We start from the raw sequence: 23,908 nt of genomic DNA, 5'->3' as shown, positions 1-23,908 counted from the left end.
GGCGGCCGCCCACCCCGGCCTCCACGTGCTGGCCACCAGCCGCACCCCGATGCCCACCGCCGGCCACTATCCGCTGCGGCCGCTGCCGCTGGACGACGCGGCCCGCCTGTTCATGGCGAGCGTCCGGCGGCGCGGGTCCGTCGCCGTGCCGTCGCCCGACACGGCCCGGCGGATCTGCGCCTACCTGGACGGTCTGCCGCTCGCGGTGCGCATCGCGGCCGACCAGCTCGCCGGCCACTCCCCCGACGAGGTGCTCTCCCTGGTGTCCCGGCCGGAGACCCTGCTGGACCTGGCCGCACCCGAACTGCCCGCGCGCCAGCGCACACTGCGCGACTCACTGCTGCGGACCCATCGGTTGTGCACATGGGAGGAGCGGCTGCTCTGGGCGCGCTGCACCGTCTTCCCCGGCTCCTTCGGGCCGGCGGACGCGCTGGAGGTGTGTGCCGACGAGCGGCTGCCCGGCGGGGTGCTGGCCGCGGCGTTCGACGGGCTGGTCCGGCACGCGCTGATCCTGCCGCCGGAAGCACACGGCACCGCGTTCCGCATGCCAGGGGCCACGCGGGCGCTCGGGCGGCAGTGGCTGGACCGGCTCGGTGAGGAACGGGAGTTCCTGCGGCGCTGCCTGGCGTGGTCGCTGCGCGAGCCGTGACGCCACTGCCCGGTACGCGCTCCGAGTCCTTGTCCGCCCTCCGGGCCCGCCCGCGCATGTCCGTTACCCAGCCGCCGCTCGGCCCATGCGTCCTCGGGCCCGCTCGGTCGGATATCCGCCGAAGTGCCCCTCGCCCGCGTAGCGTAGGGGCTTACACTCGGGCGCACAGCAGGCGGGGTACGCACCATGGTGCTGGAGTATGTCAGGGAGCAGGCCGGCGGGCTGCCGGTCGAGGTCACGGGCTTCATCGGGCGTGCTGAGGAACTGCGGGAGATCGCCGGTCTCCTGGGCCGGGCCCGGCTGATCTCGCTCACCGGGCCCGGCGGCGTGGGGAAGACCCGGCTCGCGCTGCGTACCGCCCGTACGGCCCAGCCGCAGTTCCCCGGCGGCACCTGCTTCGTCGAGCTGTCGTCACTGCACGATCCGGTGCTGCTGCCGCACACGGTGGCGGCGGCGCTCGGCCTCTCCGAGCAGGGCGACCGCGACCCGGTGGGCCTCCTCGTCGGGTACCTCGCGGCCAAGCGGCTGCTGCTCGTCCTGGACACCTGCGAACACCTGCTGGACGCCTGCGCGATGCTCACCGATCTGCTGCTGCGGATGGCGCCCGGGGTCACGGTGCTGGCCACCAGCCGCCAACCGCTGGACGTGCCGGGCGAGTTCGTCCGTCCGATCACCCCGCTGCCCACCGACGGGGAGGCGGTGCAGCTGTTCGCCGAGCGGGCCGCCGCCGTCGTGCCCGGTTTCGCCGTGACGGAGGCGAACCGCACCGACGTGGCCGCCGTCTGCCGCCGGCTGGACGGGATGCCGCTGGCCATCGAACTGGCCGTGGTACGGCTGCGGGTGCTGCCGCTGCGCGAGCTGGCCGCCCGGCTGGAGCACCGCTTCCAGGCGCTGACCGGCGGCCGGCGCGGCGCGGTGCCGCGGCACCGGACGCTGCGGGACGCCATCGACTGGAGCCACGACCTGTGCACCCCGTGGGAGCAGGTGCTGTGGCGCCGGCTGTCGGTGTTCGCGGGGGACTTCGACGCCGAGGCCGCCGAGGCGGTGTGCGCCGGCGGCGAACTGCCGGTCGAGGAGGTGCTGGAGCAGCTCATCGGGCTGGTCGACAAGTCGGTGGTGCTGCGCACCGGCACGGAGCACGCGTCCTACCGGCTGCTGGACACACTGCGCGAGTACGGTGCCGAACGGCTGGCCGCGAGCGGCGAGGAGGCGGAGTACCGCCGGGCCCACTTCGGGTATTTCGCGGAGTTCGCCGAGCGCGCCGACCGGCCCTTCCACAGCGACCGGCAGCCGGAGCGCCTGGCGGCCAACGCCGGCCGGCTGCAGAACTTCCGGGTGGCACTGGAGTACGGGACCGGCGCCGAGGACCCCGAACTGGCCGTGCGCGGACTGGACCTGGCCGCGCGGCTGTGGACGCACTGGATCACGACGGGCCGGCTGCGGGAGGGGGCTCGCTGGCTCGAACGGGGCCTGGCCGGGGTGGCGCACGACTGTCCGGAGCGGGTGGAGGCGCTGCACCGGCTGGCCTGGGTCCGGTCGGTGCTGGGCCGGCCCGACGAGGCCGAGCCGTGCGTCGTGGAGTCGCGGGCGATGGCCGAGCGGATCGGTGACCGGCGCGGTGCGCTGTACGCGGCCGAGTTCCAGGGCTGCCTGGCGATGATCCAAGGGCGGCTGGAGGAGGCGCACCGGGAATTCGACGCGGCCCGCCGCGGCTTCCGCGAGCTGGGCGACCACGACGGGCTGGCCATCACCTGCTTCATCCAGACGTTCGGCGCTGCGCTCGTCGGCGACGTCGAGCACGCGTGGGAGGTGTCCGGTGAGGGGCTGCGGGCGCTGGAGGCGGCCCCCGGCGAGTGCTGGACGCGCAGTTACTGCCTGCTGTACCGGCAGTTGGCGCTGTGGATGGCGCACGACGACTCCCGGGCGGCGGAGCGCGACCGGCTGGGCCGCGAGGCGCTGGCCCTGAAGCTGGCCGTGCACGACCGGCTCGGGGCCGCCATCGCCATGGAGCTGCTGGCCTGGTCGGCGGCGCGCGCCGAGCGCTTCGAGCGGGCGGCGTGGCTGCTCGGCGCCGCGCACGCCACCTGGGACCGGATCGGCGGCGCACGGCTGTTCGACGTGGCGCCGTTGCTGGCGGAGCAGGCGACGGCGATCGAGCGGGCGCGCGGGGCGCTGGGCCGTGCGGCGTACGAGGACCATCACGCGCGCGGGGCGGTGCTGGACCTCGCGGAGGTGGTGGCGCACGTGACGCAGGAGACGGACGTGCTGCCCGGTGCCCCGGCCGGTACGGCGGTGGAGCCGCGCCCGGCGGTGGCCTCGCCGGACGGTGCGGTGCCACGGGGCCGGGACCGCGCGGCGGCCAGGACGGGCGGGCTCACGCAGCGGGAGCGGCAGGTGGCCGCGCTCGTCGTGGAGGGGCTGACCAACCGGGAGATCGCGGAACGGCTGGTGGTCTCCAAGCGGACGGCGGACGCGCATGTGGAGCACATCCTGAACAAGCTGGGCCTCACCTCGCGGACCCAGATCACCGGACTGGAGTGAACCGCGTGGCCGCCCGGCGGGCGGGTCAGGGCGTCCGGTCCGTGGTCAGGTGCTGCGCCATGACGTCGAGCGCGTGGTCCGTCGGCTCCTCGGTGCCGGGCCGGGTGAGGAAGCCGTGCAGGGTGCCCCGTACGAGCACCTGGGTGACGTCGGTGCCGGCCACGGCCAGTGCGGCCGTGAAGGCCTCGCCAGAGGGCCGCAGGTCGTCGTACTCCGCGTTCAGGACGGTGGTGGGCGGAAATCCGCTGAGGTCCGCGAGGGCCGGGGCCGCGTATCCGTCGGCGGTGTCCGGCGGGCCGCCGAGGTACTGCGCGAAGACGCGCGGGTAGTCGTCGACGAGCCTCGCGGCCCTCGGTATGCCGGCCATCATGCCGCTGAGCCGTGCGGAGGGCGCCGGCAGGACCGCGTGCAGGGCCGGATAGACGAGGACCACGTGGGCGGGGGTCCACCCCGTTGCGTCCCGCAGCCGGAGCACGGCGCCCGCGGCCAGGTTCGCTCCGGCGCTGGCGCCGCCGACGGAGAGCGGCCCCTCCCCCGTCCCGGTTCCACCGCCGGTCTCGCGGCGGTGGTCGCGTATCCAGGCGAGCGCGTCGGCGACGTCGTCGAGCGGTACGGGGTGGGCGACGCCGTCGACGGCCTTGCGGTAGTCGATGCTCACCACGGTGGCGCCGCTGCGTGCGGCGATCTCGCGGGCCGTCCGGTCGGCCTCCGGCATGTCGAGGTCGCCGGTCACCCAGCCGCCGCCGTGCACCCAGACGAAGCAGCGGCCGGTGGCGGGCTCGGGGCCTGGGCGTGAGTAGACCCGCGCCGGTATGGCACCGTGCCGTCCGGGGAGGGTGAGGGGCACCGCGTCCGCCGCGGGCGGCGGGCCGCCGGGTGTGTCGAGGAACCGTTCCAGCCGCGCCTGCTGCGCCGGGGTCAGCGGTCCGTCGAGCGGTCCCGGCAGACCCTCCAGCAGGTGGAGCTTCGCGGCGATCGCTGGGTGCAGCGGCATCACGGGCCCTTCCCGTCGGGGCCGGGGGCGCGCCGGGCTCCCCCGGTCTCACGTGTTACCGGAGGTAAAGCATACGGTGACCTGTCCGTTGCCGCGCCGTGAGCTGCCGCGGCGGTGATCGAGGGGCAACATGGGACTGGTGAGGGAGTTCGGAGTCTGGTCGCGCATGCGTCGGTGGATCCCCGCCGTGGTGATCATCCTCGCCGCGGTGTTCGATCTGCTGACGCCGCCTTCCGTGTCGTCCGCTCCCCTGCTGGCCGTCGCCCCGGTCGCGGCGGTCACCCTGCTCAGGCCCCGGGGCATCGTGCTCACCGGCCTGGTGGCGATGGCCGTGCACGCGGCACTGGCGTGGGAGAACGGCACCTTCGGCTGGCAGCGCGGCGTCGCCAACCAGGTCACCCTGGCGGCCGTCACCGCACTGGCCGTCGGGCTGAACCGTTCGCTGCACTCCCAGCACGTCAGCGCCAGCCGGGCGCGGTACGCCGCCGAGGTGGCGCAGCGGGCCGTGCTGCCCCGGCCCCCGAGCCGGCTGGGCGACCTGCGGATCGCCGCCCGCTACGTACCGGCCGAGGACATGGCGCTGATCGGCGGCGATCTGTTCGTCGTGCAGGACACGCCGTTCGGGGTCCGTGCGATGGTCGGCGACGTACGGGGCAAGGGGCTCTCCGCCATCGCCGCCGTCAGCATCGACATCGGCGCCTTCCGCTACGCCGCCGACCACACGGCCGACCTGCCGGGGCTGGTGGCGTGCATGGAGGAGGCGCTGCAGCGCGAGGGGCACCGCCGGGAGGGGCTGGACGAGACGGAGGGCTTCACCACCGCCCTCATCGTCCAGTTCTCGGCGGGGCTGGACCGCGTGCAGCTGGTCAATCGCGGCCATCCCGCTCCCCTGCTGCTGCACGCGGACGGGGAGGCGCGCGTACTGGAGCCGGAGGAGGAGGCGCCGCCCCTGGGCATCACCGCGCTGGGGGACTGGAAATCCCCGGTGGAGTCGTACGACTTTCCGCCGGGCGCGATGCTGCTCTGCTTCACGGACGGCGTCACCGAGGCCCGCGACCGGACGGGCGTCTTCTACGACCCGGCGCAGCGCGTGCCGGACATGGTGCGGACGTACCTCCGGCGGACCGGATATCCCCCCGACCCTTCGGCCGTGCTGGACTTCCTGGCCCGTGACGTCGGCCGGCACAGCGCGAGCGCCCCGCAGGACGACCAGGCCCTGCTGGTCCTGCACCGCCCGCTGCGCCAGGAGGACCTGCTCGCCGGCGCGCCCGCCGAGCCCCAGTGAGCCGCCGCGAGCCGCGGTGAGCAATTCCCTGTCGATCACCTCGGTAAATTCTGCATGTGCGGCGTAATATATCCTGCGTAAGCGGCGATTCGACTCCCCGGAGAATCCGAGAAATCACCTCGCGCACATTGCATGAAACCCTCGGCAAATTTTACATTCTCTGCACCGGGAATCCCGTAATGTTTTCCGCGTCGAAAGCGAATAGCGCTCACGACAGCGGGAAAACCGCGAATTCCAGCCGCAGAAGGAGAACGCCACCGGCCGGGAGATCGAGGACGCGGCGCGGGCGGCGGCGGCGCACGACTTCATCACCGCGCTGCCGGAGGGGTACGACACCGTCATCGCCCCCGGCACGGCGGCGCTCTCCGGCGGTCGGCTCCAGCGCGTCGCGCTCGCCCGCGCGATGCTCCGCCGGGCTCCGGTTCCCCCCCCGGCCGCCCGCCCCGGCGTTCCCGCGCCGACCGCCCGCTCACCGGCGTTTTCCGCGGCGGCACCCGGGCACCCGACCGCCGCACCGCAAGCGCGCGGAAACCGTGGCGGCACGGACGCCGCCCGGGTGGGGAACGGAGGCGGAGATGACGGAAGTGGCGGACGGTGTCGTGCGGGTCGTGGGTCCCCCGGCCCCGTCCTTCGGCAGGCGGCTGGTCCGGCTGACCCGGACCACCGACCACAAGGTGATCGGGAACCTCTATCTGACCACCTCGTTCTGCTTCTTCCTGTTCGCCGGCGTGCTCGCGATGCTGATGCGGGCCGAACTCGCCCGCCCCGGGCTGCAGATCGTCGACGAGCAGACCTACAACCAGCTGTTCACGATCCACGGCACGGTGATGATGCTGCTCTTCGCCACCCCGCTCTTCGCGGGGTTCGCGAACGCCGTGATGCCGCTGCAGATCGGGGCGCCCGACGTGGCCTTCCCCCGGCTGAACGCGCTGTCGTACTGGATGTACCTCTTCGGCGGCCTGATGGTGGTGAGCGGCTTCCTGACGCCCGGCGGCGCGGCGGCCTTCGGCTGGTTCGCGTACGCGCCGCTCAACTCCGCCGTCCGCTCGCCGGGCGCCGGCGGCGACCTGTGGACGATGGGCCTGGTCGTGACGGGCGTGTCCACCACGCTCGGGGCCGTCAACTTCATCACCACCATCATGTGCCTGCGCGCGCCCGGCATGACGATGTTCCGGATGCCGATCTTCACCTGGAACGTGCTCTTCACCTCGGTCCTCGTGCTGCCCGCCTTCCCCGTGCTCACGGCGGCGCTGCTGGCGCTGGAGGCGGACCGGAAGTTCGGGGCGCACGTCTTCGACGCGGCGAACGGCGGGGCGATCCTCTGGCAGCACCTGTTCTGGTTCTTCGGTCATCCCGAGGTCTACATCGTGGCGCTGCCGTTCTTCGGGATCGTGACGGAGATCCTGCCGGTCTTCTCGCGCCGGCCGGTCTTCGGGTATCTGGGGCTGATCGGCGCGACCATCGCGATCACGATGCTGTCGGCGACGGTGTGGGCGCACCACATGTTCGCCACCGGCGCGGTGCTGCTGCCGTTCTTCTCGCTGATGTCGTTCCTGATCGCGGTGCCGACGGGGGTGAAGTTCTTCAACTGGATCGGCACGATGTGGCGGGGCTCGCTGTCGTTCGAGCCGCCGATGCTCTGGGCGACCGGCTTCCTGGTGACCTTCCTGCTCGGCGGGCTGAGCGGGGTGCTGATCGCCTCGCCGCCGCTGGACTTCCACCTCACCGACTCGTACTTCATCGTGGCGCATCTGCACTACGTCCTGTTCGGGACGGTGGTGTTCGCGATGTTCGGCGGCTTCTACTTCTGGTGGCCCAAGCTGACGGGCCGGATGCTCGACGAGCGACTGGGGAAGATCCACTTCTGGACGCTGTTCGTGGGTTTCCAGACCACCTTCCTCGTGCAGCACTGGCTCGGCGAGAACGGCATGCCCCGGCGGTACGCCGACTATCTCGCCGCCGACGGCTTCACGCTGCTGAACACCGTCTCCTCCATCGGCGCGTTCCTCCTCGGCCTGTCCACGCTGCCGTTCCTCTACAACGTCTGGAAGACGATGAAGTACGCCCCGAAGGTGACGGTGGACGATCCGTGGGGCTACGGGCGGTCCCTGGAGTGGGCCACCTCCTGCCCGCCGCCCCGGCACAACTTCCACGCACTGCCCCGCATCCGCTCCGAGTCCCCGGCGTTCGACCTGCACCACCCGGAGAAGGAGTGGCAGTCATGAAGACGGAAGCGGTGCTCTTCGCGGGGGTGGCGGCCTTCTTCGCCGTCACCGCCGCGGTCTACGGCAAGTACAGCCACGACCCGGCCGGCACCAGCGTGCTGATCGTGGCCTTCCTGATGGCCGGTGTGGTGGCCTTCTTCCTGGCTGTGCAGTACCGGCGGCGCGGGCGGCGGGCACAGGACCGGCGGGACGCCGAGGTCGTCGAGACGGCCGGGCCGCTGGACTTCTTCCCGCCCGCCGGTCCCTGGCCGATCGTGATCGGCGCGGGAGCCACCGTCCTCGCCCTCGGCGTCGTCTTCGGGCTGTGGCTGGCCCTCCTGGGCATCGGCGTACTGGCCTTCGGCGTCTTCGAGCTGCTCTTCGAACACGTCGGCCGTCATGACTCCGGGGAGCCGCCGGCCGGCCGCTCGGGCCGCTGACCCGTGGGCAGTTCGCGTACGCCCTGGCCGGCGTCCGCCGCGAACCAGTGGCTGAGCGCCGACCGCACCCGCCGCGTCCGCCGGTCCCCGTCCGCCGGCAGCGGCGGGGCGGCGGGCAGGCTGCCGTGCAGCACCCGGTAGCGCTCCTCGGCGTCGACCGGCCGGTGGTCGTCCTCGAAGCCGCCCGCGATCGTCTGCCGCACCCGGCCGCTCTCCTCGCCCTCGGCCAGCCGCTCCAGCTCGGCCTCGCGCAGGGCCAGGCAGACCCGCTTGGTGACCATGAAGACGACGACCGGCAGCACCACCAGCGCGGTCCGCAGCACCCAGGTCAGCGCGTTGAGGGAGATCGCGAAGGTGTCGGCGACCACGTCGTTGCCGCCGGCCAGCAGCAGGACCGCGTAGGCGGTGACGGCCGCGGCGCCGAGGCCGGTACGGACGGGCCGGTCGCGGGGCCGGTCGCAGAGGTGGTGCTCGCGCCGGTCGCCGGTCACCCACGCCTGGGCGAACGGGTACGCGTACAGCAGGGCGAACAGCGCGAGCGGCAGCACCACGGCGGGCAGCAGCACGTTCCACATCAGGGTGTGCCCGGCGACCGTCGTCTCCCACGGCGGGACGAGCCGCAGCGCGCCCTCCAGGAAGCCCACGTACCAGTCGGGCTGCGAGCCGGTGGACGCCTGGTCGGGCCGGTACGGGCCGTACACCCAGACCGGGTTGATCTGGGCCAGCCCGCCGAGCGCCGCGAGCACGCCGAAGACCATCATGAACAGGCCGCCGGAGGTGGCCGCGAAGTGCGGGACGAGCGGCTTGCCGACGACGTTGCGGTTGGTGTGTCCGCGCGCCGCCCACTGGGTGTGCTTGAGGTAGAAGACCAGGATCAGGTGGACGGTGAGCAGCGCCAGGATCAGGCCGGGCAGCAGCAGGATGTGCATCCCGTACAGCCGGGAGATGAAGTCGTGGCCGGGGTACTCCGAGCCGAACGCGAACATGCTCACGTAGGACCCGACGAGCGGGATCGACAGCATGATGCCCTGGGCGATCCGCAGCCCGGTGCCCGACAGCAGGTCGTCCGGGAGCGAGTAGCCCGCGAACCCCTCGGCCAGCACCAGCAGGAACAGCGTCACCCCGATCATCCAGTTCACCTCGCGGGGCTTGCGGAAGGCCCCGGTGAAGAAGACCCGCAGCAGGTGGACGCCGATCGCCGCGAGGAAGACGACGGCGGCCCAGTGGTGCATCTGCCGGATCAGCAGGCCGCCGCGCACGTCGAAGCTGATGTGCAGGGTGGAGTCGAACGCCTCCGAGACACGGACCCCGGAGAGCGGGGTGTACGCGCCGCGGTACACCACCTCCTGCATGTCCGGCTTGAAGAACAGGGTCAGGTACACGCCCGTCAGGAGCAGTACGACGAGGCTGTAGAGGGCCAGTTCGCCCAGGAGGAACGACCAGTGCTCGGGGAACGGCTTGCGCAGCAGCCCTGCCCCCTCGGTGACCGGCAGCCGGGCGTCGAGCGCCGAGAGCGCCCGCCCGGCGGCCCCGCCCTGCTGCTCGGTGTCCGCCGCTCCCTGCGCTCCGTCGGCCTGTGTGCGGTCGGTTCCCCGTACGTCATCCACGTCTTCGGCCATGCCGGTGTCCCCTCGCCGTCAGCGACTGTGCGGCAGACGCGTTGCCCGCTGGCCGCCGGGCAAACAGCACAGTCACGACGGGCTCAGCGCGGGACCGCGCGGCCCAGCGTGCTCTCCCGCTCGATCAGCCGGTAGTCCGCCCAGATGCGCCGGGGCTCCGGTGCCGCGCCGCCCAGCCGCGCGAGGACCGACTCCACCGCCAGCCGGGCGATGGCCTCCTTGTCCGGCGAGACGGAGGTGAGGGTGACGGTGCCGAACCGGCCCTCCACCACGTCGTCGAAGCCGACCACGGCGACGTCCTCGGGCACCCGCAGGCCGTGCTCGGACAGTACGCGCATCGCGCCGATCGCCACGGGGTCGTTGTACGCGAAGACGGCGTCGGGCCGCCGCCCGGTCGCCAGGATGCGGCGCATGGCGGCGGCCCCGTCCGCGTGGCCCCAGCCGTCGGTGGTGGCGACCAGGCCGTCGTCGCAGGAGAGACCGGCCGCCGACAGTTCCTCGCGCCAGCCCCGTACGCGGAGTTCGGCGGGCCGGCTGTTGCCCCGGCGGGCGCCGATGAAGGCCACCTCGCGCCGGCCCAGCCCGGTCAGGTGGCGGACGGCGAGCCGCGCCGCCGCGACGTTGTCGATGGCGATGTGGTCGTACGGCAGGTCGTAGTGGCGCTCGCCGAGGAGCACCAGCGGGACGTTCTCCGTCCGGTCCCGCAGGTCCTCCGCCTCCAGCTCGATCGGGCTGAGGATCAGGCCGTCGATCACCCGGGCCCGGAACCCCTGGCTGACCAGGACCTCCTGTGCGCGCCGGCCGCCGGTGTGGTCCAGCAGGACGATGTAGTCGTGTGCGGCGGCGGCGTCGATGACCGCGGCGGCGAGCTCGGCGAAGTAGGGGTTGCCCAGTTCGGGCAGGGCGAGGGCGATCATGCCCGTACGCCCCTTGCGCAGGTGCCGTGCGGTCAGGTTGGGCCGGTAGCCCAGCTCGTCGATGGCGCGCTGCACGCGGTCGCGCATCTCGGGCGTGACGTGCCGGTAGTTGTTCACCACGTTGGAGACGGTCTTGATCGACACGCCCGCGTGCGCGGCGACGTCCTTGAGGCTGACCCGCACGGCGCTCCTTCCGGCGACAGATGACAGGGGGCGGCCCGGGGCTCCGGCCCGCCCCCGATTCTGCTGTACGGGGGACGGGCCGGAGCACACCGGGCCGCCGGTCACCGTGCGGCTCCCGGACCGGTCAGGAGGCCGCGCAGCCCGCCGGAACGGCCCGCGAGGCGTCGCGGATCAGCGCCTCGTGGGCCGCCTTGAGCCGCTTCACGTCGGGCTTGACCACCTTGCGGTCGTACGTCAGCAGGCCGTTGAGCTCGCCCTCGACGTCCGAGATCTGCGTGTAGACGGCGCCGTTGCCGCCCTTGCAGGCCAGCTTGTGCACCTCGTCGAGCTTGGTGAGGTAGTCGTCCGTGTACGTCGTGGGGTCGACGTCGACGTAGGACTGCTGGACCGACCAGGCGTGGCCAGGCACCGCGAGGCCGAGGCCGCCGTACTCGCCGCTGACCAGGGCACGTTCGCCGTCGGGGTGCGGCGGCAGGGCCGGGCTCGGGTAACCGTGCTCGTCCATGATGTCGCCGGCGCCGCCGTCGGCACCGAGGTTGAGCCCCGACTGGTTGTTCACCAGCCGCGTCGGGTCCCACTCCTTGGCCTGCCGGGCGACCCGGCCGATGTCGTACTGGCCCCAGCCCTCGTTGAAGGTGACCCACATGACGACCGAGGGGCTGCTGATGTGCTCGTCGATCATCTCCTTCATCTCGCGCTCGTACTCGGCGCGCGACGCGGCGTCCGGGTCCTTCCCCGCGGTCATGGCGGGCATGTCCTGCCAGACCATCAGGCCCAGCCTGTCCGCCCAGTAGAACCAGCGGTCGGGCTCGACCTTGATGTGCTTGCGCACCGAGTTGAAGCCCATCGCCTTGTGCATCTTCAGGTCGTAGGCGAGCGCTTCGTCGGTGGGGGCCGTGTGCAGGCCGTCGGGCCAGAAGCCCTGGTCCAGCGTGGCCATCAGGAAGACCGGCTTGCCGTTGAGCACGGTGCGCGGGGTGCCGCCGATCTTCTCGACGCCAATGGAACGCATGCCGAAGTAGCTGCCCACCCGGTCGCTGCCGGCCTTCACCTCGAGGTCGTAGAGGAACGGGTCGTCGGGCGACCACAGCCGCGGCTTCGCGATCTTCAGGGTGAGCGGCGCACCGGTGCGCCCGGTGGCCTCCGCGACCTTCTTCTTCCCCGCGTACGCGGTGGCCGTGACCGGTACGCCGTCGCGCACGCCGCGCGGTTCGACGGTCACCCGCTCGTTCTTGACGTCCGGGGTGATCTTGAGGGAGTCCACGTGGTCGGCCGCGACCGGCTCCATCCACACCGTCTGCCAGATGCCTGAGGACGGGGTGTACCAGATGCCGCTGGGGTCCAGCCGCTGCTTGCCGAGCGGCGGGTTCTCGCCGTCCTTGGCGTCGGTCGGGTCGTAGACGCCGACGATCAGCTCCTGGGTGCGGCCGGGCTTCAGCGCGTCGGTGACGTCGGCGCTGAACTTGTCGTAACCGCCCTTGTGCGCGGCGACCTTCGTGCCGTTGACGTACACCTCGGACTGCCAGTCCACGGCGCCGAAGTTCAGGCGCAGCCGCTTGCCGTCACCGACGTGCCAGCCCTTGGGGACGGTGAAGGTCCGGCGGTACCACATGCGGTCCTCGTGGCGCTCGATGCCGGAGAGCTGGGACTCCACCGGGTACGGCACCAGGATCTTCTCGCCGAGCCGCTTGCCGACCGGCGGCTTCTCCCCCGCCTCGGCAGCAGCGAACTGCCACTCGCCGTTGAGGTTCTGCCACTTGTCGCGGGTCAGCTGGGGGCGCGGGTACTCGGGGTGGGCGTTGCGGGGCCCGACCTCATCGGCCCACTTGGTGCGCAGCTCGTACTCGGAGTGGTTCGGTCCGCTGGCCCAGAACGCGCCGACGGCCTTGCCGTCGGCGCTGCTCAGGCCGCCCTTGCCGTCGTAGCGGACGTCGGCGAGGCCGCGCGCGCCGCCGCCCTTCTTGCCGACGACCGGCTCCTTGAGCCCGACCAGCAGCGCCTTCGGGTCGGCGGGGTCGGTCCTGACCGTGCCCAGCGGCCACTCGGCACCGCCGATGACGGTCCGCAGGTGACGGGCGAGGCCGGCCGGGGGCGCGGCGAGCGGCTGGGCGAAGTCGAGCTTGAGGGTGCGGCCGTCCTTGAGGACGGTGGCGGCCAGCGCCCCGTCGTAGTCGTAGCCGTCCGGCAGCCGGAACGCCGAGGAGGGGATGGCCTCCTTGGCCCGGCCGGGCTCGGTCCAGCGCAGGTGGAGGTTGGAGCCGCCGTAGTGCTCGAAGTACTCGACCTTGATGTCGTAGGGCTTGCCCGCGGTCAGGTCGACCGGCTGAGAGGTCTGTTCCTTGTCCCAGTCGTCGGTCCAGTGGTCGATGGCGAGCTTGCCGTCCACCCAGAGCCGGAAGCCGTTGTCCCCGGTGATCGAGAAGGTGGTGGGGCCCGACTCCTCCGGGACGACCTTGCCGGTCCAGCGGACGCTGACGTCGTCGGACTGCCCGGTGGCCGACCGCAGCCGGGGCTCCAGGTCGTCGAAGTCGAGGGCGGGGTCGAAGGCGGTCGCCTTGAGCTCGTGGAAGTCGAAGGCGCCGGGTGCGGACTGGGTGTAGTACTCGCCTTTGAGGCCGTGGGGTTCGACGGTGTCAGCGGCGGCTGAAGCGGACGGTGCCAGGGTGAGTGCGGTGGCGCCGACTGCCGCGGTGAGCAGTAACGCCAGGTGTCTGCCGAGGCGTCTGGTGCGCATGGTTCCTCCTCTGCCGAGAACGGGGCAGCTCGTCGCCGAGCCGTGTACAACGTTGGAAGGAAGGGCCGTCGGCATGAGAGCACAGCCTTCCGAGGGGTGTCCAGGGTGGGTGCGGAACAACGTCCGGCGGCTGTCCGGCCCCTGAAAGGGCGTCAGCGAGCGAGTCGCGCCCGCCCGGCCGGGTGGGACGGGGGCGCCGCGCGGTCCGCGGTATTGACATCGACCAGGGGCATGACAACGCTGTAAACGCTCCTGACAACGTTGTCCGCCCTCGCTCGGAGGCTGCTGGTGATACGTGGGAAGCGCGTCCGTCGCCTCGCCGGACCGGCCGTCGCGGTGCTCTGCGCGGGGCTCGTGGGCGCATCGCCGCCCGCCACCGCAGCCGCGCCGCCCGGCGGTTCCGGCGATCTCACCGGCCTGGTCAACCCGTTCATCGGCACCCGCAACGAGGGCAACACCTTCCCCGGCGCCGCCGTCCCCTTCGGCATGGTCCAGCTCTCGCCCGACACCGGGCACAGCACGGGCTACGACTGGGACCGGAAGAGCATCCGCGGCTTCTCCGCCGTGCACCTCTCCGGCGTCGGCTGCGGGCTGGGCGGCGACCTGCCGGTCCTGCCGGCCACCGGCGACCTCACCAGCACCGACAACGCCGTGTACGCGGCGCCCTTCAGCCACGACGACGAGCACGCGAGCCCGGGCTCGTACCGAGTCACGCTCGGCGGTGCCGGCCGGATCGGCACCGAGCTGACGGCCACCCGGCACACCGGGAAGCAGCGCTACACCTTCCCCGCCACCGACAAGGCCAACGTCCTGCTGAACACCGGGCAGGCGCTGCACAAGGTGACCCGCAGCAGCGTGCGCATCCTCGACGACCGGACCGTCGCGGCCACCATCACCGGCCGCGGCTTCTGCCAGGACACCGTGGAGTACACGCTGCACACCGTCACCCGCTTCGACCGGCCGTTCGCGTCGGCCGGCACCTGGAGCGGCGACGAGGTGACCGCCGGCAGCCGGTCCTCGGCGGGCGGCGGGCGGCGCGGCGCCTACGTCCGCTTCGACACCCGCGGCGGCGACCGGGACGTCGAGGCCACCACGGCCGTCTCCTACGTCGACGGGCGGGGCGCGGCGCGCAACCTCGCCGCCGAGGGCCACCGCTCCTTCGACGCCACCCGCGACGCGGCACGCCGGGCCTGGCAGGAGCGGCTGGCGAAGGTGCGGGTGAGCGGCGGCAGCGAGGAACGGCGCCGGGTCTTCTACTCCTCGCTGTACCGGGCGCTGCTGCACCCGAACACCGGCCAGGACGTGGACGGCCGCTACACCGGCTGGGACCAGAAGGTGCACCGTGCCCGGGACCACACGTACTACCAGAACTGGTCGCTGTGGGACACCTACCGCACCCAGGCCCAGCTGCTCGCGCTGGTGGCGCCGCGCGAGTCCCGGGACATGGCGCTGTCGCTGCTGGACGTGGACGCGCAGGGCGGCTGGCTGCCCAAGTGGGGCTACGGCACGGTCGAGACGAACATCATGACCGGCGACCCGGTCACCCCGTTCCTCACCAACACCTACCGGCAGGGCCTGCTGAAGGGCCACGAGGAGGCGGCGTACCGGGCGCTGAAGAAGAACGCGGACGGGGTGCCGCCCGCCGCTTCCCCGTACTCGGGCCGGATGGGCAACGCCGAGTACCTGAAGAACGGCTTCGTGCCGTATCAGCCGGACCACGCCAAGAAGCCCGGCGACTCCGACTTCGAGCACGGCGCCTCGGCCACGCTGGAGTACGCGCTCGCCGACGCGGCGCTGGCGGGGATGGCCGAGGACCTCGGGCACACGGCGGACGCGGCACGCTACGCGCAGCGGGCGCAGCACTACCGCGACGTCTTCGACCCGGACACCGGCTTCTTCCGGGCCCGGGACGCGGCGGGGAGGTTCACCGGGCCCGCCGACCCGGCCAAGAGCGTGGGCTTCCACGAGGGCACGGCCTGGCAGTACATGTGGCTGGTGCCGCAGGACCTGCCGGGCATGATGTCGCTGACCGGCGGGCGGGCCGCGACCGAAAAGCGGCTGGACGCCTTCTTCGCCTACGACCGGCTGCTGCAGGACCCGGCGGGGACGGCCCGCGAGGTGTGGGTCAACGGCCCGTACGACTACTACAACGCGGACAAGTACAACCCGCAGAACGAGCCCGACCTGATAGCGCCGTACACCTACCTGTCCACCGGCACGCCGTGGAAGACCACCGACGTGGTGCACGCGGCGCTCGGGCTGTTCACCGACGGGCCCGACGGCGTCACCGGCAACGACGACCTCGGCACCATGTCCTCGTGGATGGTGCTGTCATCCATCGGCGTGTTCCCGGTCTTCCCGGGGACCGACACCTGGGGCCTGTCCACGCCGGTCTTCGACAGGGTGGAGCTGACCCTGGACCGGGCGTACTACCCGAAGGGCCGCTTCACGGTGACGGCGGCGGGGACCGGCGACACCGACCGCTACGTCCGGTCGGCGTCCCTGGACGGCGCCGGGCTGTCCCGGACGTGGCTCACCACGGACGACATCCGCCGCAGTACCGCGCTGTCGTTCACGGTCGGCTCCCGGCCGGGCGACTGGGGGACGGGGGCGGGCGACGCGCCGCCGCCCGCGACCCCGTCGTCGGGTCAGTGATCGGAGTAGCTGAAGTCACCCACGGTCCAGGCGCTGACGTCCTGGATGGCGACGCGGTACATCCCGCCCGTCTCGGGGATGCCGACGCTGCCCTGCAGGATGCGGGCGAGGTGGAAGTGGAGGTGGGTGGGTGCCGCGTCGCCGTCGGGCGCGGCACCGCGCCCGCTGTCCGAGCTGAACAGGGCGGCGAAGCTCCCCAGCCGCTCGGACCCCTCCAGTACCTCGGCCACGCGCTGGCGCCACATCTTCTCCGGCGCCAGCCGTCCGGTGAGGACGGCGCCGGGGACGACCACGGTGAGGGACATCTGATTGCTCTGCTCCGACTCCACCCTGGCGGCGATGTCGACGAGCAGCTCATCGGGGATCGACATGACCAAAGATCCTACTAGGGCCGACCCCTGGTCCGCCTCGCTCCGGCGGGCCCGGCCGGCACCGGCACGTACGGATCCCCCGCATCTTCGACACCTTCCGTTCCGTTTGCCCGGTGGGAATGTGCGCACTCGTGGGGAGCCGCCGCCCCCTGCGTCCTGGTGGGGCGGCGTGGTGCGTCCGGTGCGAGGTACGGCGGGAAGAGGTGCGGTCGACGGTGTGGGAGCGGATCACTGCGGGCTGGCGATGGCTGGGGTGGGAGGCGTCGGCGGTCGGGCGCACCGTCCGGTACGCGGTGCTGCGGACGGGGCCGGAGCGCGACACGATGGTGCAGGCGCTGAAGATGGCGGCCGCCGCGATCGCCGCGTGGGCGCTGGCCGGCTGGTGGCTGAAGGCGCCGCTGGCGCTGATGGCGCCGTGGACGGCGCTCGCGCTGGTCGACGCCACGGTCTACCGCTCGCTCCGCTGTGGCCTGCAGCAGATCTGCGTGATCGTCGTCGGCGCGGTGGGAGCCTCGCTGGCGATGTACCTGACGGACGGCAGCACGCTGGGCGCCATGGCCATCGCCCTGCCGGTGCTGGCGCTGGTGGGCACGTACCGCCGCTTCGGCGCCCAGGGTGTCTACGGGGCGACGACGGCGCTGTTCGTCATCACGTACGGCGCGTACTCGCTCAACCAGGTGGGCCACCGGCTGCTGGAGACCTGCATCGGCGCGGTCATCGGCATCGCCGTCAACGCGTTCGTCTTCCCGCCCGTCCATCTGCGCAACGTGCGGGACCAGTTGCAGCGCCTGCCGCGCGACAGTGCCGGGCTGCTGCGCCAGATGGCCGAGGGGCTGCCCGGGGAGTGGGGGTCGGCCGAGGCGGAGGAGTGGCGGGACCGCGCCCGGCGGCTTCAGCCGGTCCTGCGTTCGCTGGCCGACGCGCGGCAGTGGACCAACGAGAGCCTGCGGCTGAACCCCGCGTGGAACCTGCGTCGGAAGCGCCCGCACCCCCCGCAGGAGTCGGAGGACACCCGCTGGCACGGTTTCGTCGAGCATCTGACGGTGATCACCCGGACGCTGGCCAGGTCGGCGGACGAGGAGAACGAGCTGGCCCGGCCGGCGCAGGACTTCCTGGCGGAGTACGCGGAGCTGGCCGCGCGTACGGCGGAGGCGTGTGCGGCCGAGGCCGATCTGCTCGCCGAGACCGGGGACGCGACGGCGGCCAGGGAGCGGCAGCAGGAGGCCGCGCGGGAGGCCTGGCGCCACTACGACAGCCTGGCCGGCACGTTCGGCAGCCAGACCGGGCCGGCGGCGGCGGTGAGCGGCGAGCTGCTGGTCGAGACCCGGCAGATGCTCTCCATGCTGGCCGCCCCCGACGGCCGCACCCCGCAGCAGCAGAAGCAGGGCGTGCGGGACGGGGTCCGGTGAGGGCGGGGACGGGGCCGCGCGCGGGCCGGCGGTTCAGCGGGGGCGCGCCGGGAGGCGGAGGGTGAACCAGATGGTCTTCCCCTCGTCGGTGGGGCGGGTGCCCCAGCTGTCGGCGATCGTGTCGACGAGGAAGAGGCCGCGCCCGGACTCCGCGTCGGAGCCGACCAGGCAGAGCTGGGGCCGGCGGGCGCTCCGGTCGGTGACCTCGGCGGTCAGCTCGGTGCGGCTCATCCGCAGGCGCAGGTGGAGCGGGCCCGCCGCGTGCCGGATCGCGTTGGTGAGTATTTCGGAGACGAGCAGGCATGCCTCGTCGGCCGCCTCGGGGCAGCCCCAGCGGCGCAGCGCGGCGGCGAGGAAGGCCCGGCCGTCGGAGACCGCGGCGGCGGTGGCGGGCAGTTCGGTGGATGCGCTGGCCAGCGGGGCGACGGGGATCTTGAGCAGGAGCAGGGTCACATCGTCGTCGTCCGGTTCGGCGTCCGGCAGCAGCGCGCGCAGCAGCTGGTCGGCGGCGGCCTCCATGTCCGGGGCCGTGGTGTAGGCCGCCGCGAACTCCTCGTGCAGCGCCGCCAGCCGGTCCTCGATGTCGCTGCCCGGTGCCTCGATCAGGCCGTCGGTGTAGAGGGTGAGGACGGAGCCGGGCGGGACGTCGAACCGGGCCTGCCGGTGCGGGATGCCGCCGACGCCGAGCGGCACGCTGACCGGGGCCGGCAGGGCGCGTACGCCCTCCCCCGGCGAGGCCAGCAGGACGGGCAGGTGGCCGGCCGAGCAGATCGTCAGCTCCCCGGCGTCCGGCCTGATCACCAGGTAGCAGCAGGTGACCAGCTGGCCCTCGAGGTCGGCCACGACCGTGTCCAGCACCTGCATCAGCTGCTCGGGCGGCATGCCGGTCCTGGCCAGCGCGTTCGCCGCCGACCGCAGGCGGCCCATGACGGCCGCCGCCTCCAGTCCGCGGCCCATCACGTCCCCGATGAGCACCCCGACCTGTCCGGCGCCCAGCGGTACGAGGTCGAACCAGTCGCCGCCCACGCCCGCCCCCTGCGAGGCGGGCAGGTAGCGGCTCGCGGTGTGCAGCCCCGGCACGTCGGGCGGGGTGCCCATGAGGCTGTGCTGGAGCGTGAGGGCGATGTCGCGCTGCTGCTCGTAAAGCCGGGTGAGCTCGGCCTCGGTCCGCTTGCGGTCGCTGATGTCCCGGGCGATGGCGCAGGCGCCGTTGACCGTGCCGTCGGCGGCGCGGGTCGGCCAGATGGTGACGTCCACGTCGAGCAGCCGCCCGCTCTTGGTGACCCGGATGGTCTCGAAGTGCTCGATCCTCTCGCCGCGGCGCAGCCGGTCCATGATCTGCGTGATCTCGCCCTTGCGGTCCTCCGCGGCGAGCAGGGAGACGTGCCGGCCGACGACCTCCTCGGCGGTGTAGCCGTAGAGGCGCTGGGCCGCCGCGTTCCAGTAGGTGATCCGGCCGTCGGCGGTCTTGGCGAGGATCGCGTCGTGCGAGGACTCGACGAGGTCGGCGAGTCCGTTGAGCCGTGCCTCGGCCGCCTTGCGTTCGCTGACGTCGCGGACGGTGGCGGAGACGAGCAGGCCGTTGGCGGTCTCCAGCGGGCTGAGGCTGACCTCGACGGGGAAGCGGCTGCCGTCCTTGCGCCGCCCGTACACCTCCAGGCCGTTGCCCATGGCGCGGGGCTCCCGGCGGTGCGCGTACCCGCGGCGGTGCCGCGCGTGCCGGCCGCGGAACCCGTCCGGTACGAGGACCTCGACGGGGCGCCCGAGCAGTTCCGCGCGGCGGTACCCGAAGAGCGTCTCGATCCGGGCGCTCACCAGCTGGATGGTGCCCGAGTCGTCCACGATCACCATCGCGTCGGGCGCCGCCTCCAGCAGCCCGCGGAACAGTCCCTGTCCGCCCACGGCGGTCCCCACCGCCCCATCCGGCATCGTCGTCACCTCGGATCGACTGCTGCGTGGGCAGCATCGCAGCACAACCGGTCCGGCGGACTCAGGGATTGTCGTTACTTGGCGCCTACTGACAGAACGACACCCGCTCCGGACCGGTGCCGTCTCTCCTCCCACCGGGTCCGCCGCCGCCCCTCCTGGTCCGCTACTCCCCCGCGGCCGGCGGGTCGCCCCAGGGCGCTTCCAGGGCCGCGCGGAGGGCTTCGGCCGTCTCCCGGCCGATGCGTGCGGCGAGCCGGTCCTCCAGGTGCGCGAGGACGCGTTCCGCCCGCTGGTGCGCGTGCGCGCCCGCCGCGGTGCGGCGGATCAGCCGCTGCCGCGCCGAAGTGGGGTGGGGCGCCTGCTCCAGCAGCCCGGCGTCGACCAGCCCGTGCACGGCCTGGTGGGCGGTCTGCCGGGTGACGCCCATCCGGCGGGCCAGTTCGGAGACCGTGGTGCCCGCCTCGTCCAGTACGGCGAAGAGCTGGAGCTGGGGCAGCGAGACGGGCGTCGCGCCGTCCGCCGCCATGGCGGCGAGCAGCCCCTCGTCGAACCAGCGCCGGGCGTCGCCGAGCAGCTGCGGAAGGCTGCGGTGCGCATCCGCCGTCATGTCCGCCCCTTTCTCCCCGCCCCGTACGGGCCGTCGGCCCACCGCTTGCCATGGCCGGGCCCTCCATGTCAGCCTACCTGACATTCGCGTTGTCAGCCTGCCTGACATCGCGTGCCGACCTGCCCTGCACTCCCCCGCCGCCGTCGAAGGAGAGACGATGACCATCGAATACGCCACCCGCTACCGACGCGCCTCCCGCATCCCCGCCGAGCCCGGGAAGCCGTACTTCATCGAGAAGGGCGAGGGCGACCGGGCACACCTCTTCGGCGACCTGATCACCATCTACGCGGGCGGCGAGCAGACCGAGAACACCTTCAACTTCTTCACCGTCGAGGGCCCCAAGGGCGATCTCATACCGGCCCACGTGCACGCCGACACGCACGAGGTCTTCTACGTCACCCAGGGCGCGGTCCGGCTCTTCGTCGAGGACACCGAGGGCGACCAGCAGGAGAAGCTGCTCACCCCCGGCGACTTCGGCTTCGTCCCGAAGAACTGCCGGCACGCCTACCGCATGGAGCGCCACCACAGCCAGGTCGTCGGCGTCGCCGCCGGGCCCGGCGGCACCTTCGAGCGGTTCTTCGAGACCCTCGGTGAGCCCGCAGAGCAGCTCGGCCTGCCGCACGAGCCGGTCGTGCCGGCACCGGAGAAGTTCGCGACCGTACCCCGCGAGTACGACGTGCGGTTCCTCCCCGACCACCAGTGGCGGACCCGGTGACGGGCGCGGCGCCGACGGTCCGGGACCTGATCGCCGCACCGCACCCGGACGTCGCTCCGCTGCCCCCGGCGGCCCGCCACGCGTCCGGCGTACGCGTCCTGCGCGGCGTGCCGTACGGCGAGGTCGAGGGCGGCCGTCCGCCGGAACTCGATCTCTGGCTGCCCGAGGAGAGCGGCCCTGGGCCCGTGCCGCTGGTGCTGTTCGTGCACGGCGGTGCCTGGCGGCGCGGCCGGCGCGACGACATGGGCCTGCGCACCCGGGACTGGGAGCCGGGGCCGTTCGCGCGCATCGCGGCGGCGGGCCTCGCGGTGGCCAGTGCCGACTACCGGCTCAGCGGCGAAGCCGTCTTCCCCGCCCCGCTGGACGATCTCCGTACCGCGCTGCGGTGGCTCACCCTGCGCTCCGCCGAACTGGGCGTCGACACCGCCCGCACGGTGGTGTGGGGCGAGTCGGCCGGCGGCCATCTCGCCGCCCTGCTGGCCCTGGACCCCGGCCCCGCCGCGCCGGCCCCCGCCGGCGCGGTCATCTGGTACGGGCCCAGCGATCTGACAGCCCCGCGCGGGCCGTTCACGCCGGAGGACCCCCGTACGCCCGAGGCCCTGCTGCTGGGCGCGGCGCCTGCCGACTGCCCGGAACGGGCCCGCGACGCCAGCCCGGTGGCCCGTGCGCACGGCGGCGCACCGCCCTTCCTCCTGGTGCACGGCGACGCGGACACCATGGTGGCCCGTACGCACAGCGAAGCCCTCGCCGCCGCCCTGCGGGCCGCCGGCGCACAGGCCGAACTGCGGCTGGTGCCGGGCGCCGACCACGGCTGGCACGGCGCGCCCGACGCCGAGGTGGCGGACGTCTTCGCGCACTCCCTGCGCTTCGCTGCGGCGAAGGCCGCGGCGGCCACCACGGCGGACTGACGTACGGCCATGGCCACGCTGCTGTACTCCGCGAGCATGTCGCTGGACGGCTTCATCGCCGGGCCCGGCGGGGACATGTCCTGGCTCACCCCCTATCTCGGCCCCGACCCGGCCGTCGAACGGCTCGTCCCGCAGGTGGGTGCGCTGCTCATCGGCAACCGCACCTTCCGCGGCGACGATCCGAACAAGGGCACCGAGGCGGAGGGCAAGGCGTTCGGCGGCGGCTGGGACGGGCCGCAGTTCGTCGTCACCCACCACCCGCCGCGCGCTGCCGTACCGGGCGTCACCTTCGTCGGCGACCTCGGCAGCGGCCTCGCGGCGGCGCGGAAGGCGGCGGGCGCGAAGTACGTCAACGTGCTCGGCGCCGGCCTCGCCCGGCAGTGCCTGGCCGCGGGTGCGCTCGACGAGGTGCTGGTGTTCGTCGTGCCGGTCCTGCTCGGCGACGGCGTACGGCTCTTCGCGCAGCCGGGCGGCGCGCGCGTCGCGCTGGAACGCCTCGCCGTGCACGAGGGACCGCGGGCGACCACCATCCGGTACCGCGTCGTCCGCCGATCCCCCTCAGGGGCCCGTCCGGCAGCCCGCTGACGGGCCCGGACGGCTACCGGGCCGCTGTCGGCTCCTCCGCGCGGTCCACCAGCCGGGCCAGCTCCAGGCGGGACCGCACGCCCAGCACCGCGAAGGCGTTGCGCAGATGGTGGTCGACGGTGCGGGGGCTCACGGACAGCCGACGGGCAATCTCACGGTTGGTGGCGCCCTCCGCCACACAGCGGGCGATCCGCAGCTGCTGCGGGGTGAGGCCCGCGAGCGGCCCCGGCCGTCCGGGCGCCGGTGCCTTCCCCGCGCCGGGCGCGTCGCCGGTGGCGCGCAGTTCGGCCCGGGTCTGTTCGGTCCAGGCGCGGGCGCCGCAGCCCTCGAAGGCGACGAGCGCGTCCCGCAGCAGTCCTCTGGCGGGGCCGGGACGGCGGCGGCGCCGGCACCACTTGCCGTGCAGGAGCAGGGTCCGGGCGCGTTCGAAGTCGTTGACGGTGTCCTCGTGGCGCGCGCGGGCCTCCTCGAAGTACGCGTCGGCCGCGGCGGCCCGGCCGCCGGCCGCGGCCAGCAGCGCCCGGCAGCGGGCCAGCTGGGCGGGGGCCGCCGGGTCGGCGCCGAGGTCGGCCCAGACGGCGAACTCCTCGACCGCGGCGCGCGCCGCGTCCGCCGCTCCCGCCTGCACCGCCGCCTCGGCGTAACAGGGCACGGCCAGCATGCGTACGGCGAAGTGGCCCTGCCGGGGTCCCGGCCGCACCAGGGGGCCGAGCCGGGCCGCCGCCTCGTCGGCACGGCCGGCGGCCAGGCCGGCGCGGGCCAGCGCCCAGCCGGTGAGGGTGGCGACCTGGACCAGCCCGTGCGGGCCCGCGACGGCGGTGGCGGCCGCCGCGTGGGCGGCCGGTGCGTCGGCGCCGCCCTCCACGGACGCGACGAGCGCCAGGATCGCGTGCTGGTGGGCCGCGAGGTTGCGCTGTCCCGTGCGGTGCGCGAGCCGCAGCCCTTCCTCGGCGTGGACCCGGGCCCGCTGGTGCCGGCCGGCGCGCAGTTCGCCGTAGGCCAGGTACTCCAGGGCCTGCGGTACGAGCGTGGTGCGACCCAGTGCGCGGGCCGCCGCGAGGGCCCGCGCGGTGACCCGGCAGGCCGCCGTGAGGTCGCCGACGACCAGGGCGGCGACGCCTGCCCGCAGCAGCACTTCGGGGTCCGCTGCTGCCGAGGACCGC

The 23,908-nt window shown here is 73.4% G+C and carries 17 protein-coding genes and 1 pseudogene; 10 read left to right on the top strand and 8 right to left on the bottom strand.

Going from position 1 to position 23,908, the window contains the following annotated elements:
• Together C3486_RS37565 and C3486_RS31780 are read left to right on the top strand one after the other, a co-directional pair.
• Window positions 1-649: pseudogene (locus C3486_RS37565) on the top strand (hypothetical protein); the annotation flags it as partial.
• A gap of 186 nt (window positions 650-835) precedes the next feature.
• Window positions 836-3,190: a LuxR C-terminal-related transcriptional regulator gene (locus C3486_RS31780; RefSeq protein ID WP_103836325.1), complete on the top strand. Its 2,355-nt coding sequence runs from the start codon at window positions 836-838 to the stop codon at window positions 3,188-3,190.
• A 25-nt stretch (window positions 3,191-3,215) separates the two neighbouring features.
• On the opposite strand, the gene C3486_RS31775 is transcribed toward C3486_RS31780, so the two are convergent.
• The gene (locus C3486_RS31775; RefSeq protein ID WP_103836324.1) at window positions 3,216-4,184 is read right to left on the bottom strand and encodes an alpha/beta hydrolase; all 969 of its coding nucleotides are present in this window, start codon (window positions 4,182-4,184) and stop codon (window positions 3,216-3,218) included.
• A 166-nt stretch (window positions 4,185-4,350) separates the two neighbouring features.
• Between C3486_RS31775 and C3486_RS31770 the strand changes: the two genes are divergently transcribed.
• The 3 genes from C3486_RS31770 to C3486_RS31760 all read left to right on the top strand — a co-directional run bounded on the left by C3486_RS31770 (window position 4,351) and on the right by C3486_RS31760 (window position 8,113).
• Complete coding sequence (locus C3486_RS31770; protein ID WP_103836323.1) at window positions 4,351-5,469, top strand: PP2C family protein-serine/threonine phosphatase; 1,119 nt, start codon at window positions 4,351-4,353, stop codon at window positions 5,467-5,469.
• 575 nt (window positions 5,470-6,044) lie between these two features.
• On the top strand, window positions 6,045-7,694 hold the full coding sequence (gene ctaD / locus C3486_RS31765) for a cytochrome c oxidase subunit I (RefSeq protein WP_103836322.1): 1,650 nt from the start codon (window positions 6,045-6,047) through the stop codon (window positions 7,692-7,694).
• Window positions 7,691-8,113: a cytochrome c oxidase subunit 4 gene (locus C3486_RS31760; protein ID WP_103836321.1), complete on the top strand. Its 423-nt coding sequence runs from the start codon at window positions 7,691-7,693 to the stop codon at window positions 8,111-8,113. Before ctaD ends, C3486_RS31760 begins: the two co-directional genes overlap by 4 nt.
• Here the strand turns inward: C3486_RS31760 and C3486_RS31755 are convergent.
• From C3486_RS31755 to C3486_RS31745, 3 genes are all read right to left on the bottom strand, one after another.
• On the bottom strand, window positions 8,071-9,732 hold the full coding sequence (locus tag C3486_RS31755; protein ID WP_103836320.1) for a ubiquinol-cytochrome c reductase cytochrome b subunit: 1,662 nt from the start codon (window positions 9,730-9,732) through the stop codon (window positions 8,071-8,073). The two genes, C3486_RS31760 and C3486_RS31755, sit on opposite strands and share 43 nt — an antisense overlap.
• An 83-nt stretch (window positions 9,733-9,815) precedes the next feature.
• Complete coding sequence (locus C3486_RS31750) at window positions 9,816-10,832, bottom strand: LacI family DNA-binding transcriptional regulator (RefSeq protein WP_103836319.1); 1,017 nt, start codon at window positions 10,830-10,832, stop codon at window positions 9,816-9,818.
• Window positions 10,833-10,956: 124 nt separating this feature from the next.
• Complete coding sequence (locus tag C3486_RS31745; RefSeq protein WP_103836318.1) at window positions 10,957-13,566, bottom strand: PA14 domain-containing protein; 2,610 nt, start codon at window positions 13,564-13,566, stop codon at window positions 10,957-10,959.
• 288 nt (window positions 13,567-13,854) lie between these two features.
• Here C3486_RS31745 and C3486_RS31740 point away from each other — a divergent pair, with 288 nt between their 5' ends.
• Window positions 13,855-16,221, top strand: coding sequence for a GH92 family glycosyl hydrolase (locus tag C3486_RS31740; protein WP_258053114.1), 2,367 nt, complete (start codon window positions 13,855-13,857; stop codon window positions 16,219-16,221).
• Here C3486_RS31740 and C3486_RS31735 read toward each other — a convergent pair.
• Window positions 16,215-16,592 carry a hypothetical protein gene (locus C3486_RS31735; protein WP_103836317.1) on the bottom strand — a complete coding sequence of 126 codons (378 nt, stop codon included), beginning with the start codon at window positions 16,590-16,592 and terminating at the stop codon, window positions 16,215-16,217. The two genes, C3486_RS31740 and C3486_RS31735, sit on opposite strands and share 7 nt — an antisense overlap.
• Window positions 16,593-16,795: 203 nt before the next feature.
• Between C3486_RS31735 and C3486_RS31730 the strand changes: the two genes are divergently transcribed.
• Complete coding sequence (locus C3486_RS31730) at window positions 16,796-18,001, top strand: aromatic acid exporter family protein (RefSeq protein ID WP_258053113.1); 1,206 nt, start codon at window positions 16,796-16,798, stop codon at window positions 17,999-18,001.
• Between the two features lie 33 nt (window positions 18,002-18,034).
• Here the strand turns inward: C3486_RS31730 and C3486_RS31725 are convergent, their stop codons facing one another.
• Window positions 18,035-19,930, bottom strand: a complete 1,896-nt coding sequence (locus C3486_RS31725; RefSeq protein WP_103836315.1) for a PAS domain S-box protein — start codon at window positions 19,928-19,930, stop codon at window positions 18,035-18,037.
• Window positions 19,931-20,093: 163 nt separating this feature from the next.
• Entirely contained in the window at window positions 20,094-20,537 is a 444-nt protein-coding gene (locus tag C3486_RS31720; RefSeq protein WP_103836314.1) for a MarR family winged helix-turn-helix transcriptional regulator, read from the bottom strand.
• A gap of 157 nt (window positions 20,538-20,694) precedes the next feature.
• On the opposite strand from C3486_RS31720, the gene C3486_RS31715 reads away from it, so the two are divergent.
• The 3 genes from C3486_RS31715 to C3486_RS31705 are packed head-to-tail and all read left to right on the top strand — an operon-like array spanning window position 20,695 to window position 22,745.
• Window positions 20,695-21,252: a quercetin 2,3-dioxygenase gene (locus C3486_RS31715; RefSeq protein ID WP_103836313.1), complete on the top strand. Its 558-nt coding sequence runs from the start codon at window positions 20,695-20,697 to the stop codon at window positions 21,250-21,252.
• Entirely contained in the window at window positions 21,237-22,160 is a 924-nt protein-coding gene (locus C3486_RS31710; protein ID WP_258053112.1) for an alpha/beta hydrolase, read from the top strand. The genes C3486_RS31715 and C3486_RS31710 overlap by 16 nt, the downstream gene beginning before the upstream one ends.
• 9 nt (window positions 22,161-22,169) lie before the next feature.
• Window positions 22,170-22,745 carry a dihydrofolate reductase family protein gene (locus tag C3486_RS31705; protein WP_103836312.1) on the top strand — a complete coding sequence of 192 codons (576 nt, stop codon included), beginning with the start codon at window positions 22,170-22,172 and terminating at the stop codon, window positions 22,743-22,745.
• Window positions 22,746-22,758: 13 nt separating this feature from the next.
• On the opposite strand, the gene C3486_RS31700 is transcribed toward C3486_RS31705, so the two are convergent.
• On the bottom strand, window positions 22,759-23,908 hold a 1,150-nt coding region (locus C3486_RS31700; protein WP_146075100.1), incomplete at its 5' end, for a helix-turn-helix transcriptional regulator.

This window comes from Streptomyces sp. Ru73 (assembly GCF_002920575.1).
GTDB lineage: Bacteria > Actinomycetota > Actinomycetes > Streptomycetales > Streptomycetaceae > Streptomyces.
The sequence above is the reverse complement of the archived record's forward strand: the minus strand, read 5'-3'. Positions and strand labels throughout refer to the sequence as shown.